Source organism: Streptomyces sp. Tu 2975, assembly GCF_009832925.1.
Lineage (GTDB): Bacteria > Actinomycetota > Actinomycetes > Streptomycetales > Streptomycetaceae > Streptomyces.
In genome coordinates this window covers 48,486-61,293 of record NZ_CP047140.1, presented here as the reverse complement: position 1 = coordinate 61,293, position 12,808 = coordinate 48,486, and the positions used below count along the sequence as shown (strand labels likewise).

Annotated in this window: 13 protein-coding genes; 4 read left to right on the top strand and 9 right to left on the bottom strand. The window is 69.7% G+C overall.

Annotation, left to right across the window (positions count from 1 at the left end; genetic code table 11):
• Window positions 1–526 precede the first annotated feature (526 nt).
• Window positions 527–1,300, bottom strand: a complete 774-nt coding sequence (locus tag GLX30_RS00305; RefSeq protein WP_159682213.1) for an ABC transporter permease — start codon at window positions 1,298–1,300, stop codon at window positions 527–529.
• Window positions 1,297–1,938 carry an ABC transporter ATP-binding protein gene (locus GLX30_RS00300; protein WP_159682211.1) on the bottom strand — a complete coding sequence of 214 codons (642 nt, stop codon included), beginning with the start codon at window positions 1,936–1,938 and terminating at the stop codon, window positions 1,297–1,299. Before GLX30_RS00300 ends, GLX30_RS00305 begins: the two co-directional genes overlap by 4 nt.
• A gap of 348 nt (window positions 1,939–2,286) precedes the next feature.
• Between GLX30_RS00300 and GLX30_RS00295 the strand changes: the two genes are divergently transcribed.
• Window positions 2,287–3,279: a polyprenyl synthetase family protein gene (locus GLX30_RS00295; protein ID WP_159682210.1), complete on the top strand. Its 993-nt coding sequence runs from the start codon at window positions 2,287–2,289 to the stop codon at window positions 3,277–3,279.
• A 384-nt stretch (window positions 3,280–3,663) separates the two neighbouring features.
• Window positions 3,664–4,368 carry a GNAT family protein gene (locus GLX30_RS00290; protein WP_159682209.1) on the top strand — a complete coding sequence of 235 codons (705 nt, stop codon included), beginning with the start codon at window positions 3,664–3,666 and terminating at the stop codon, window positions 4,366–4,368.
• A gap of 672 nt (window positions 4,369–5,040) precedes the next feature.
• On the opposite strand, the gene rox is transcribed toward GLX30_RS00290, so the two are convergent.
• The 5 genes from rox to GLX30_RS00265 all read right to left on the bottom strand — a co-directional run bounded on the left by rox (window position 5,041) and on the right by GLX30_RS00265 (window position 9,629).
• The gene (rox, locus tag GLX30_RS00285) at window positions 5,041–6,522 is read right to left on the bottom strand and encodes a rifampin monooxygenase (RefSeq protein ID WP_159694764.1); all 1,482 of its coding nucleotides are present in this window, start codon (window positions 6,520–6,522) and stop codon (window positions 5,041–5,043) included.
• A gap of 417 nt (window positions 6,523–6,939) precedes the next feature.
• On the bottom strand, window positions 6,940–7,476 hold the full coding sequence (locus GLX30_RS00280; RefSeq protein ID WP_244257920.1) for a hypothetical protein: 537 nt from the start codon (window positions 7,474–7,476) through the stop codon (window positions 6,940–6,942).
• Between the two features lie 48 nt (window positions 7,477–7,524).
• Window positions 7,525–7,854 (bottom strand): hypothetical protein, encoded by a 330-nt coding sequence (locus tag GLX30_RS00275; protein ID WP_159682207.1) that lies wholly within the window; start codon window positions 7,852–7,854, stop codon window positions 7,525–7,527.
• A 152-nt stretch (window positions 7,855–8,006) separates the two neighbouring features.
• Complete coding sequence (locus tag GLX30_RS00270; RefSeq protein ID WP_159682206.1) at window positions 8,007–8,768, bottom strand: MerR family transcriptional regulator; 762 nt, start codon at window positions 8,766–8,768, stop codon at window positions 8,007–8,009.
• A gap of 129 nt (window positions 8,769–8,897) precedes the next feature.
• Window positions 8,898–9,629 carry a helix-turn-helix domain-containing protein gene (locus GLX30_RS00265; RefSeq protein ID WP_244258393.1) on the bottom strand — a complete coding sequence of 244 codons (732 nt, stop codon included), beginning with the start codon at window positions 9,627–9,629 and terminating at the stop codon, window positions 8,898–8,900.
• Between the two features lie 115 nt (window positions 9,630–9,744).
• Between GLX30_RS00265 and GLX30_RS00260 the strand changes: the two genes are divergently transcribed.
• Window positions 9,745–10,182: a hypothetical protein gene (locus tag GLX30_RS00260; protein ID WP_159682203.1), complete on the top strand. Its 438-nt coding sequence runs from the start codon at window positions 9,745–9,747 to the stop codon at window positions 10,180–10,182.
• Window positions 10,183–10,312: 130 nt separating this feature from the next.
• Here GLX30_RS00260 and GLX30_RS00255 read toward each other — a convergent pair whose 3' ends face one another.
• Complete coding sequence (locus GLX30_RS00255; protein WP_244257919.1) at window positions 10,313–10,936, bottom strand: hypothetical protein; 624 nt, start codon at window positions 10,934–10,936, stop codon at window positions 10,313–10,315.
• Window positions 10,937–11,429: 493 nt separating this feature from the next.
• Here GLX30_RS00255 and GLX30_RS00250 point away from each other — a divergent pair, with 493 nt between their 5' ends.
• Window positions 11,430–12,038 carry a superoxide dismutase gene (locus GLX30_RS00250; protein WP_159682193.1) on the top strand — a complete coding sequence of 203 codons (609 nt, stop codon included), beginning with the start codon at window positions 11,430–11,432 and terminating at the stop codon, window positions 12,036–12,038.
• Between the two features lie 13 nt (window positions 12,039–12,051).
• On the opposite strand, the gene GLX30_RS00245 is transcribed toward GLX30_RS00250, so the two are convergent.
• Window positions 12,052–12,795, bottom strand: coding sequence for an NAD(P)H-binding protein (locus GLX30_RS00245; protein WP_159682192.1), 744 nt, complete (start codon window positions 12,793–12,795; stop codon window positions 12,052–12,054).
• Window positions 12,796–12,808: the final 13 nt, after the last annotated feature.

Genomic DNA, 12,808 nt, shown 5'->3' with positions numbered 1-12,808 from the left:
TGGGTGTAAGCGTTCACCGCGGCTTTCATGGCGGTGTAGGCGGCCGAGGGCCCTTTGAAGAACATGACACCCGCAGCCGAGCCGATCGTAACGATGTGCCCGCGGCCGACAGCCTGCATCACCGGCAGCACCGTTTGGATGCCGTGGACAACGGCATCCAAACCCGTGCGCATCGTGCGCTCGGTACTCTCGGTGCTCGTTTCGGTCACATCACGCCACTCGACGAAGGCGGCGTTGTTCACCAGGATGTCCAGCCGGCCCTCGTCTCGGCGGATTTCATGGATGCACGCTTCGTACGCGGTGTGGTCGCTCACGTCGACGTGATGAAGCATCACCCTGTTCGCCATTGGACCGGTCAAGGAGCCAGCGGCGGTGTTCAGGTGTTCGCGGGAGTGGTCGGCCACGTGCACCCGGGCGCCCGAGGCCGCCAGAGCACGGACGATGGCCCAGCCGATGCCCTGAGCGCCACCGGTCACCAGGCACACCTGCCCTGCCAGGGCGTCGCGGGCGGCGGCCCTGTGTTCCCTCACCCTGTTCGCCGTCCTTTCAGAAGGCCCGTGCGGAGTGTGAACGCGCTCATGCCGACCGTGGCCGTGCCGGCTGCCCAGCACAGTCCCATGGCCAGGTAGGACCAGGGCGTGGTGTGGAGGCTAGCCGCGCTGACGGCGGACTGCATCGCACCGTAGGTGGGCAGGAAGCGCAGAACGGGGCTGTCGGCGGCCGGATTGCCGATCGGGTTCTGGAGGCCGACATCGATGAAGCTGACCATGATGACGAGGAACATCCCCGCGAGGTCACTACGCAGTACGGCCGCGAGCATGATGCCGACTCCCCCGTAGATCAGTGCGCCGGTGAACAACGCGGCCGCCAGCAGATCCAGCCGTACGGGCTGCCAGAAGACCCGGACCCATCCGGTGGCGTACAGCGCGGCGGCGGCACCGCTGAGGACCAGCGCCGTGTACTTGGCCAGTACCAGGCACGTGCGCGGGAAGCCGGCCATCACCAGGCGGTGGTCGAAGTCGGCGGACCGCGTGGCGGCGAGGAACATCATGAAGCCCACGATCAGCGCGAGCGCGTGGAACGCCCCCGTGAGCTGGGCGAGGACGTTGCCGTCTACGGTGACCGTTCGGTGGGCCGCGCGGAGGAAGAAGGGGACGGGAGTCTCGGCGAAGACGCCGAAAGCCAGCGAGAGCCACAAGGGTACGAAGAAGACGATCAGTACCAGCGCGAGGTGGTTGCGCAGCTGTTCCAGGAGCGCGAAGCGTACCGCCGTGCCGAAGCACAGCCATCCCCGCCTCATACGCCACCCGCATGGGTTTCGGCGCGCGCCGCCTGCTTCAGCATCCCGCCCTCAAGCCGGTACACGGCATCCAGACGCTTGGTGTCGTACGCCAGATGGGACACCACCAGCACGGACCGGCCCCGGTCGCGTAATGCTGCAGCCAGGTCCCAAAAGCGCAGGTACGTCTCCCAGTCCAAGCCCTGGTACGGCTCGTCCAGCAGGAGCACTCCCGGGTCGTGCATCAGCGCCAGCGTCAAGTTCAGCTTCTGCCTGGTACCGCCGCTGAGCGTTCCCAGGCGGGCCTGGCGGTACGGGGTGAAGTGCAGCAGTTCCAGCAACTGCGAGGCCCGGCCGAGATCGTCCAGACCGTAAGCGACCTGGAAGTAGCGCAGATGCTGATCGACGGTGAGGGCCTCGTGCAGGACGCTGTTCTGGGGGCAGAATCCCACCTTCGCAACGCATTCGACCGTTCCGCTGTCCTTGGCCAGTTCGTTGGCGAGGATGCGCAGCAGCGTGCTCTTGCCGGAACCGTTCTCCCCCACGATCCCGATCAAAGTGCCCGCGTGCAGTTCTAGAGTCGCCCCGCGCAGTACAGGGCGCCGCCGATAGCTCTTGTGTACATCGCGCACGCGCAGGACCAGGTCGCCCTTGCTCATCTCCCGCCACCCTTCACCGAGCTGTACCGGCGCTTAACGAACGGCGACCAACGCCGTTACCCCATCTGCGTCGTTCTCGTTGCACAAGCGCCCGTCGCGAGCCGAGCCGCACCGGGACGGGACGGGAAGGTAGAGACGCGAAGTGGAAACGGCCGATCGATGACTGCTCCGACTGTGCCCTCTGCGGTTCCACAGCCTGCAGGGGGCATGACCGCAGGCCGTGCCGTCGCAGAGTCTGATGCCGGCCCGTGGACCGGCTCCCTGGCCCGGGCCCTGGACAGCCTGTACCCCGCCGCCGCGGGCGCGGAGACGATCGGGCAGCTGTGCGGGCCCGTGGACCTCCGCCACTTGACACCGAAGACCCTCGACCGGGCGGGCGAGCGACTGCACCAAGCGCTCGTGGAGCCAGTGCGCTACCTGGTAGAGGCAGGCGGCACACGCTGGCGCCCACAACTACTGCTGAGCGTGATCGACCTCCTCGGAGGCGACAGCACCCGCTACCTTCCCCTGGCGGCGGCGATGGAACTCATGCACACCGGATCCCTGATGGTCGACGACGTGCAGGACGAGGCGAGACTGCGACGCGGCCGTGCATCGGCTCACACGGTATTTGGCGCGGCGATCACGCTCAACGCAGGTACTGCCGCCTACTTCACCTTCGACCATGCCCTGCGCATCACACTCCCCCACGACGCCGCGCTGCGCAGCGCCGTGTACGAGACATGCCTGGGGGCGCTCCGAGCCGCCCACGCCGGACAGGGCTTGGACCTGGCGGGTCATCGCACGGAAATGGACGCCTCGGTCGCCACCGGCCGGGGCCGTGAGGTGCTGGAACTGGTTCGCGTGACCCACCGGCTGAAATCAGGAGCACCCGTACGCGCCTGCATGGAAGCAGGTGCCCTCCTCGCCGGAGCAGACCTCAAGATGCGGGCCACCATAGGCGCATTCGGAGAAGCGGTGGGCACCAGCTACCAGATCATCGACGACGTACTGGATTTGCAAGGCGTCATCCGCCGAGGCACAGCGACCAAACAGGCCGGCGAGGACCTGTTCAACGGCAAAGTCACCATGCCGCTCGCCCACGCGGTGGAACTCCTCGACCAACCACAGATGAGGAAACTCTGGCGGGGCCTTCGCGACGGACGGGCTACAGGCCGCCGGGTGCGGCGCGCCATCGCCGTGCTACGTGCCTGCGGAGCTCTGCAGGCGAGCACGAACGAGGCCCACACAACCCTTGAACGTTCATGGGAGCCCCTCGCTGACCTGATTGGAAACTCGGAGAAGGCGCACAGTCTCTGGACGATGGCGAGCCAGGCCGTGCGCCGGTCCCGCATCGCCTGACCCTCGCCGGGTGTGCGGAACGCGGGCTGGGGAGTTGCCGTGATTCGTGTCCTGTTGGAGGAGCTCACCTCCGAGGTGTTCCCACCGCTGGTGCGGGCATCTTCGGCTGCCCGGGTGCCGGAGCCACCGGCGGTGCCCCGGTCCGGGTGGCCGGGCGGGACGCAGGTGAGTCGGTCTCGCTAGGTTTGAGATCTCCCCGCCCCACCTTGCTCTCAACGATCCACGGTCAGGCTTGTCACCGACCAGTCAGACACGGCCTAGCCCACCGTCCGCAGCGGCTCCGGCTCATCGAGCAGGGACCTTTTCCGCCGCAACTCTCGAAGCCACTCAGTGCCTGTTCTCGATCTCGTGGATCGCCGCGACTGCACCTGACAAGATCATTCCGTGGCTCAACACTCGGTTATCTTGAGGAGAATTGAGCTCGCAGACTGGCGAGCCGTCCACTCCTGGGCTTCCCTCGCCCAGGTCTGCCGTTTCCAGACCTGGGGGCCGAACACCGAAGAGGAAACACGCGCGTTCGTGGTGGCTGCGGTCGAAGCCTGGTCAGCATCACCTCAGCAGCGGTTCGCTTATGTAGCGCGTGTCGAGGGCGACGTGGTCGGCATGGGTGAGCTCCACCTTCGGAGTCGAGGACAACGTCAAGGCGAAATCACCTATGCCGTGCATCCTCGGGTTTGGGGTCAGGGCGTCGGAACGGCGATCGGGAAGGGACTACTGGTGCGAGGGTTCGAGGACCTTGAGCTCCACCGCGTCCATGCCACCTGTGACCCGCGGAACCTCGGGTCAGCTCGGATACTCGGCAAGCTCGGCATGACGTGGGAAGGGCGCCATCGTCATACCGCGTTGATCCGGGACGGTTGGCGAGACTCCGAAGTGTTCAGCATCCTGGAAGATGAGTGGCGCGCGCTCACGCCATCCCGCGCACACCGCACGGATGAATCGGTTTCGTCTCGTGGGGTTTCTTCGATCAGCTTGCCGCAGTCCCCTTGCCTGCTCGTCACGGTGATCAGCGTCGGCCGGGGTGCGAGTAGAACGTGTGGCCGTTCGGCCTGGGCCGGATCCGGGGCGGCCGGCCAGGTTCGGCGATGATGTCCCGCAAAAGGCAGGCAGGCCAAGTCGGCGCGGGCCTGGCTGGGCGACAGCTACGGCATCCGCGGAGCGGGTACGGAGGCCGAGGGCGACGCCGTCGCCGGTCCGCTCTCCACCCGCCCGGGACTGAGCCCGCCTGGCCCGGCGCACGGCGTCGAGCAGCGGCGGAAGGCGGTCCTCGGGCAGGGTCACGGTCCGGGTCGGTCGGCCGGGGTCGCCCCTCTACGGGGCCTGCCGCCCGGCTCGGCGGCCGGCTCCTGAGCCGGTGGCTCGGTGTGCCGGAATACGGCGTCGCCCTTCCGGGAATCCGGCGCGGCCTTCCGGGAAAAGGAAGATCCCGGCTGGACGGGGGGGACCAGCCGGGATCGGTACAGGGTGGACACGGAGGGCGGTCGCCTCTCGGCGAGGGGCTCCACAGGGCTTCAGCCGAACGATCTTCCCCATGGGCTACAGGTGAGGCCCGGGGACACTGTCCCCTCCGCGACCACATACAGATGAACGGTAAACCATCCCGGGTTGTTCCCGGCAACCGCACCATCCGCCCCCACCGGCCCCGCCCCCCGATGCACCCCTCACGCCCGAACCGCACAGTCATGCGGCCACAGCGGACAGTGACCTGTCTGGTGGCGGTGGCACCCGGCGGGCACCTTCCCGGGCCGCGACCCCGTGCGCTCATCCGACCGCGGCGCCGAACCATGTGGGCAGCCGGCCGAGCAGATCCTGCTGATCCTCCCCGACCCACGCCACGTGGCCGTCCGGCCGCAGCAGCACCGCGGGCACGTCCGGTTCCTCACCGACGTCGCCGACGTCGACGGCATCTACGACGTGGTCGACCCGGTCCGCCCAGCCCTCCACCGAAAGCCGGCCCGTCCGGTCGAGCAGCAGCCCGCGGCCCTCGTGCATCAGCTCGTAGAGGCGCCCCCGCTTCAGCTGCACGTCCCGCATCCGCCGGCCGAGCAGTTCATGCCCCTCGCCGAAGTCGTAGCGGACCTCGACCGCGGTGATCATCCCGGTCACGTACCGGTTCACCTCCTCGAAGTCCATCAGCCTCGTGAACAACTCCCGCAGCGCGGTCGGCCCCGGACCGGTCCCCAGCAGCGTGATCTGCGCGCGGGTGTTGTCCAGCACGCGGGCGCCCACCGGATGCCGTTCGGCGTGGTAACTGTCCAGCAGGCCCTCCGGTGCCCAGCCGGCGACCTCGGCGGCCAGCTTCCAGCCGAGGTTGAACGCGTCCTGGACACCGAGGTTGAGCCCCTGCCCCCCGGTCGGCGGATGGATGTGCGCCGCGTCACCCGCCAGCAGCACCCGGCCGACCCGGTAGCGCTCGGCCTGCCGGGTGGCGTCGCCGAACCGGGACAACCAGCGCGGCGAGTGCACGCCGAAGTCGGTACCGGCAACGGCCCGCAACTGCCGCTCGAACTCCTCGAGGGTCGGCCCGGTCACACGGTCCTCGGACACGCCGTCGGCCGGCACGACGATGCGGTACACCCCCTCCCCGAGGGGAACGGCCCCGAACCGCAGCTGTGTCCTGCGGACCTCCTCGACGACGGCGGCGATCGTCGCCGGATCCTCGGTCAGCACCATCTCGCCCAGCAGCGTCTCGACCGTGGCGGGCTCGCCGGGAAAACCGACGCCGAGCTGCTTGCGCACCACGCTGCGGCCGCCGTCGCACCCGATGAGGTAACGCGAGCGCAGGTGCGTCCTTCCTCCGCCTGCTACGCCCCCGGCGGGGGCACCGCCGTTCGTCAGCTCGACGCTCACCCCGTCCTCGTCCTGGCTCACCCCGACCACTTCGCAGCCGCGCCGGATCTCCACGCCCAGTTCCACGGCACGCTCGCCCAGCAGCCGCTCGGTGACCGGCTGCGGAGTGGCGACGCCGTACGGGTGCGCCGTGTCCAAACCGTCAGGCCACGGCTTGACGATGCCCCCGAAAAGACCACCGACCTGGAATTTCTCACTGACCGCGAGGAACCGGTCCAGCAGACCGCGCTGGTCCATCACCTCGACGCTGCGCGTGTGCAGGCCCTGCCCGCGGCCCTCCCGCGTCGGCTCGGTCAACTTCTCCAGCACGACCACGTGCACGCCGTGCAGCCGCAACTCGCACGCCAGCATCAAGCCGGTCGGCCCGCCGCCGACCACGATCACGTCAATCATCAGAACGCCCATTCAACGAGATTGCATCTTGGTCATCCGCCCGCGCAGACCGGAGGCGCGCAACCCCCGCACCTGCGCACCGGGCCCATCGCCCCCGCACCGCGAGCCCCGCCGGCGGTACGGCACCCCGCACAACCCGCACAGCAACAAAAGCTTGCATACATCGCGAATCTGTCATTTCCGCAGGTTCCGGCCTGGGTCGATCATTCTGCGGCACACCCCGGGCCTTGCCGCAAGCCCCCGGTGCGCTATAAGTTGAGAGTGGCAAGGAGTGGGTAACCTCCTTGCCTTTTCTCTTTCTTGGCCGCAGCGAACGGCCCGGTACTGCTGAGCTTCACCGTCGGGTCGATGACCGCGCCGGCGATCGACGACGACCGCCTGCTGACGCGGCCGGACGGTGTCGGGGCGCCGTCCAACTCAGGGCAGGCGAGGGCGGACCGTGGCCCAGGCGAGAAGCAGATCCCGCGTCGGGCCGGGCTCCAGGTAGCCGGCGAGGCCGGCCAGATGAGCCGTCAGGTTCTTGTGCCGCCGCAGCTCGCGGATCTGCTCGATGGCCGAATCACGCCAGCGGCCGGCGAGCGCACCGGCCTGTGAGGGCGTCAGACGCAGCGCATCGAGCGTGTCGGACGCCAGTGTGTCCGGGCTCCGGTCGGGATCGTCGTCGTCGGGACCGAGGCGGTCGATGACCCACATCCGGAGCATGAAGTCCTGGATGGCCGCCCGCGTCCGGTCCTCCGGGCTGTCACCGTGCGCACGCCGGTTCGCGAGCAGGGAGAGCTTGGCCCACTGTCGACACTCCGCGGGTCCGTTGCTGTGGTAGGCACGCTCCTGCGCGATGAGACGCACTGCCTCAAGGTGTCTGCCGTGCTCGTTCTCGGCCATCGCCCGCAGCCGTTCGAAGCTCCGCCTGTCGAGATCCTGCCCTGGCTCTTCCTGGCCCGCGCCGGTGCTCAACGATCCTCGTTCCTGGTCATGGACAAGACTCCTTCGGTGCGGCGACGGTCAGCGGGAGGGGACGAATCCCTGTGACCGGTCGAGACGGAACGGCGAGCCGGGACCCCCGGGCGTCCAACCGTCGGCGCGGGCGGTGCGAATGCTGTCGGCGACGTGCGAAGGCAGGAGCGGCGCGGCCGTTCTGCCCAGCCAGTTGCCCGGATGCGGCTGATCGGTCGTGACCACCAAGGTCGTGCCCGGACCGTCCGCGATCTCCACCGCGTAGGTGAGGGGGGACCACACCATTCCCTGGTCGTACGTCGGCCTTCCGCGCAGCCTCCAGCGGTAGGCGGCGCCGTCGACGGTGATGCGCCGCGACCCCTTCCTGGCCAGTGCCATCGCCACATCCTTTCCCTGCGGACCTCTGCGAACTGTACGAGCAGCGCGAGCAGTTCGCAGACGGCGAACAGCACGGCCCCGGCCCCTGGATCCAGCAGGAACGCCCCAAGCCGCCACCGGGGTTCGGCCCGCGGCGGCGGCTCTGTCGTGGTTCACCCGAGCTCGGATGCGGCGTACGCCTCGATGGCGTCACGCTGGTAGGCGGCCAGGCCCGGGGCGATCGCCTCGTACGCGGCACGCCAGGCGTCGTTGTCCACGCAGGAGCGCCCGATCGCGCGGTACTCGTCGGCAGCGACGGTGCGCAGTTCCGACAGCGCTCGGTACTGGGCGTCGATCTCTGCCTGTACGGGTTCGGCGTCGACCGGGGTGCCGGCGGCCATGAGCTCGGCCAGCCGGATCATCTGCGCCGTGCGCTCGCGATGCCCCGCCTCTGCCTCGGCCCGGCTCATCGTGGCGGCCCGCCGGCCGACATCCTCGGCGAGCCCGGGGAAGTCACGCATGTTCTGTTCGTACTGGGAGGGCTGCACGCCCTCGAACAGGTTCTCCGGTCGGTTGATCGCGGTCATGCGTCTGCCGTCCTTCCTGGACTGTTCCAGTTCGGCGATCGTGCGGGAGACGGTGCCGGCCAGCTTGTCGAGCCGGTCCCGCTCGGCGAGCAGCCGCCGGTGGTGGCCGCGCAGGGCTTCCACCTCGTCGACCTGCTCGGCCAGGATCCGGCCGATCTCGGGCAGCCCGACGCCCAGGGCCCGCAGTACGAGGATCTGCTGCAGCAGCAGGAGCTGGTGCTCCTCGTAGTAGCGGTGGCCGCCTGCGCCGATCCGGGCCGGAGGCAGCAGACCGATCTCGTCGTAGTGCCGCAGGGTCCGGGCGGTCACGCCCGACATCCGGGCCACCTCCGGGATCGGCCACTCCATCGCCTCTCCCTCACGAGTGCGTCACCGGGCCGGTTTCTCCGGCCCTGGTCAGGACGGTAGGAGTTGCCGCAGCGGCAACTGCAACCCGTCGTCCGGACCACCTGGTTTCGGCCCTGCGCGGTGGGAGAGTCAGCGTCCGGCACGGGGAGAAGGATCCGCGGAGGAGGAGGGCGCCGGCTCCAGGCGGACGCAGCACCGGCCGGGGGTGGGCGCCAGGCACGCGTGGAGGCCGTCCTCGCCGAGCCCTTGGAGGACGCCGCGCAGCAGGTGGAGGTTCATGCCGCACACCGTTCGAGTGTGTTCGCGGGCGAGCGTGTGGAAGGGGCAGTTGCCCAGAACGATGGCGTCCCCGTCGTGGCGGGGCTCGAATCCGTACCGTTCCAGCAGGTCGAGCACGTTCGTGGGGTCCTGCCCGGCGAGCTGGGTGCCGAGCCGGTGCGCTTCACGGTGCAGCACGGTCGTGACCGGTTCGCCGGTGGCCTCGGACGTCTCCACGGCCTGGGCGAGGAGCCGGCCGGCCAGTTCGTAGTGGCGCTCGGGCAGGCTGACGGCGACCTGCTTGGCCGAGCGCTTGTAGAGCTTGGCGGGCCTGCCCGCTCCCGGACCGGTGCGTCCGCTGCGCCGCTCGTAGACGACGTCGAGCAGCGATTCGCCGGCCAGGCGGTCCAGGTGGAAGGCGGCCGTCTGCCGGGCCAGGCCGAGAGCCGCGGCGGCCTCGTCGCGGCTGACCGGTCCCGGCTGGCGCGCGACGTGGTCGTAGAGCCTCCTGCGGGTCGGCTCGTCGAGGGCGGCGACGGCGGAGACATCCGGGTCGGGTGCGGCATCCGGGTGGGGTGCTTCTTTCGGGTGGTCCACGAACACCAGTGTAAAACCAACGGCCATTGACTAAAGAGCTGATCCGCGCTTCTATCGTTAGTGAGAGTTGTCGATAGAAGCTCGGCAGAGAAAACCGAAGACGGAAAGAAGGGCGCCCACCATGTCGTCCCCCACCACAACCACCACGTCCGCCCCCGCCCGGCGGGCCGCGCTCGCCGACCCCGGCTACCAGGCGTTCGCCATCCTGCGCATCGGGTTCACCGTGGCGCCCGTCCTGTTCGGGCTGGACAAGTTCACCAACCTGCTCGTCGACTGGCCCGTCTATCTCGCGCCGTGGATCAACGACATCGTCCCCGGCAGCGCCCAGCAGGCCATGTACGCCGTCGGCGTCATCGAGATCGTGGCGGGCGTCGCCGTCGCGCTCGCACCGCGCTTCGGAGGCTGGCTCGTGGCCGGCTGGCTCGCCGGCATCATCGTCAACCTGCTGACTATCCCGGGCCATTACGACATCGCGCTGCGCGACTTCGGTCTCCTGCTCGGCGCGGTCGCCCTCGCCCGGCTCGCCCAGCACTACCACGGCACTCGGCGGCCGCACTGACGGACCGCGACGGCCACGGCCGGCGACGACAGCACCGGTCCGCCGCGGGCGAGGCGCAGAGGCCCCGCCCGTGCCGGGCCGGCTGCGCGCGTGCAGATCGCCGACCGCGCGTGCAGAGCAGGGCTGCAGGTCAGTGTTGTGCCGGCGCCGGCAGTTCGGCGTGCACGACCGTGTAGCCGCCCTTGGTCACCGGGGCGTACGGCGCCGGCGCCATGCAGGTGCCGACAGTGGCCTCCTCGGGGGCGTCCGCGCCGCCCGGCAGCAGGTTCACGCCGTTCCACGAGAAGCCCACACGGTCGCCGGAGCGGTTCTTGCCGTCCTTGCCGGCGTCGTGGACGCTGAACCCGAGCCGCCGGCCGATGTCGACGGGCCCGCCGGGACCCACCTTCGTGATGACGGCCGTCAGCGTCGCCGAACGGGGGCCTGTGACCAGGCAGTCCACCCGTCCCTCCGCCGTGTAGGTGACGTCCCGTTCGGCCGAGTAGTGCGAAATCCTGACCGTCCCGCGGGCGTCGGTGGGAAGACCCGTGGGTATCCCGGGCAGCGGCCGGCTGTACGGAGCGGCGACCGCGTCGAAGCTGAACGAGCGGACGTCCTCGTCCTGGTGATAGGGCAGCGTGAAGTCCCCGTGGCCGGTGACCCTCGCATGCGACGGTGTCCCGCGACCCTCGGCAGAAGCGCCGGAGTCGTCGGAGGCCCCCGAAGCGCTGGAGACACCGCTCACGGCGAGCACTGCGACGGCCGCGGTCAGCACGGCCGCTGTCCTGCGTGTTGACGAAGAAAACACGGTGGTCTCCCGGGAGTTGGTGTGTTCGACGTGTCCCATCCTTGACGTCACCCCCTCCCGGGCCATCGGCCCTGAGCGGCAACTCCCCGCGCCCGCCTCCGCCGTTCGGCGGACCCGTGGTCGCTCTCAGGTCGCGCGGACCGGCGCGACGGACCGCGGCGCAGGTCACGACGGCAGGTGCGCCGCGCCGGGCCGCTGCGAGTCGGCGTCGAGAGACCTGCGGCCCGGCCCTGTACGCGCCGGGGGAGCGGGGTCGGCGTCCGGCGGGCGCCGGTGAGAAGACGATCACCTCTCGGGAGGAACGGCAGCACACCGAATGCCGCCCACCGCCGAAAGCTGACGTGCCGACCCCGCCCCCGGGCCATGTTCCTGCATCCGATAGGTTGTTGCAAGTAATGCGCAATAGGGGTTGGCTGTCCCCGGACGATCACCCGTACGGAAACGAAAGGGGACGTGCCTGATGGGCACCTACTCGCTTCCCGACCTGCCCTACGACTACTCCGCGCTCGCCCCGGCCATCACGCCGGAGATCCTGGAGCTGCACCACGCCAAGCACCACGCCGCCTACGTCAAGGGCGCCAACGACACCCTGGAACAGCTCGCCGAGGCCCGGGAGAAGGACCTGATCACCCCCACCGGCCTGGTGGGTCTGGAGAAGACCTTCGCCTTCAACCTCTCCGGGCACGCCCTGCACTCGATCTTCTGGGAGAACCTCTCCCCGGACGGCGGCGACCGCCCCGTAGGGGCCCTCGCCGATGCCATCGACGAACACCTCGGCGGTTTCGAGGCGTTCAGGAAACAGCTCACCGTCGCCACCACCTCGGTGCAGGGGTCCGGCTGGGGCGTCCTGGCGTGGGAGCCGCTCGGCCGCCGCCTGATCGTCGAGCAGGTCTACGACCACCACGGCAACGTGGGCCAGGGCAGCACACCGCTGCTGGTCTTCGACGCCTGGGAGCACGCCTACTACCTGCAGTACAAGAACGTCCGCCCCGACTACGTCACCAAGCTGTGGGACCTGGTCGACTGGGAGGACGTCGCCGCCCGTTACACGGCAGCGGCCGGCGCCTGACCTTCAGGCGGTCTCAGCCGCGCTTGACCGCCAGCCACGCGTCGAACGTCTGCATCCCCCGCGGGCCCGGCCCCGTGGGGAGCAGGCCGCCGCCCGCCATCGCCCGGCCGGCCGCTCCCGGGTAGCGGACCGGCAGCACGAAGCGGCGTTCCGGGCGGGTGGGGAGCAGGCGGCGGACCATGTCGAGGAGCCACTCCTCGCGGGGGCCCGCCAGCTCCGGGGCCATGCCCTGCGCGGGCCCCTCGGCCAACTCGGCCAGGGCTCGGGCCGCCTCCCGGACCGCGACCGGCTGGACGCGCATCCGCGGGACCACCGCCAGCGGGCCGGGCATGCCGTCCAGGAGCTGGTCCGCGAACTCGTGGAACTGCGTCGCCCGCAGCACCGTCCACGGGACCGGGCCGGCCGCCACGACCTGTTCCTGACGGATCTTGCCCTGGTAGTAGCCGTGGCCGACCCGCTCGATGCCGACGATCGACAGCACCACGTGATGGCGCACGCCCGCCCGCTCCTCGGCACCGAGCAAATGGCGCGACGCCGACTCGAAGAACGCCACGGCCTTCCTGCGGCTGAGCGTCTGTGCATTGGTCACGTCGATCACCGCGCCGACACCGGCCAGGGCGTCGGCGAGGCCCTGGCCGGTGGTGACGTCCACACCCGTCGAACGGGCCAGCACCACCGGCTCGTGCCCGGCGGCACGCAGTTCCCCGACGACGTGCCGCCCGGCCAGGCCGGTGCCGCCCGCTACCGCAACACGCATGCGATCTCTCCGT

What these genes read in the sequence shown, in the direction of transcription:
- GLX30_RS00305 (WP_159682213.1), bottom strand. Translation starts at nt 1,300, where the DNA reads ATGAGGCGGGGATGGCTGTGCTTCGGCACGGCGGTACGCTTCGCGCTC.
- GLX30_RS00300 (WP_159682211.1), bottom strand. Translation starts at nt 1,938, where the DNA reads ATGAGCAAGGGCGACCTGGTCCTGCGCGTGCGCGATGTACACAAGAGC.
- rox (WP_159694764.1), bottom strand. Translation starts at nt 6,522, where the DNA reads ATGATTGACGTGATCGTGGTCGGCGGCGGGCCGACCGGCTTGATGCTG.
- GLX30_RS00275 (WP_159682207.1), bottom strand. Translation starts at nt 7,854, where the DNA reads ATGGCACTGGCCAGGAAGGGGTCGCGGCGCATCACCGTCGACGGCGCC.
- GLX30_RS00270 (WP_159682206.1), bottom strand. Translation starts at nt 8,768, where the DNA reads ATGGAGTGGCCGATCCCGGAGGTGGCCCGGATGTCGGGCGTGACCGCC.
- GLX30_RS00260 (WP_159682203.1), top strand. Translation starts at nt 9,745, where the DNA reads ATGTCGTCCCCCACCACAACCACCACGTCCGCCCCCGCCCGGCGGGCC.
- GLX30_RS00250 (WP_159682193.1), top strand. Translation starts at nt 11,430, where the DNA reads ATGGGCACCTACTCGCTTCCCGACCTGCCCTACGACTACTCCGCGCTC.
- GLX30_RS00245 (WP_159682192.1), bottom strand. Translation starts at nt 12,795, where the DNA reads ATGCGTGTTGCGGTAGCGGGCGGCACCGGCCTGGCCGGGCGGCACGTC.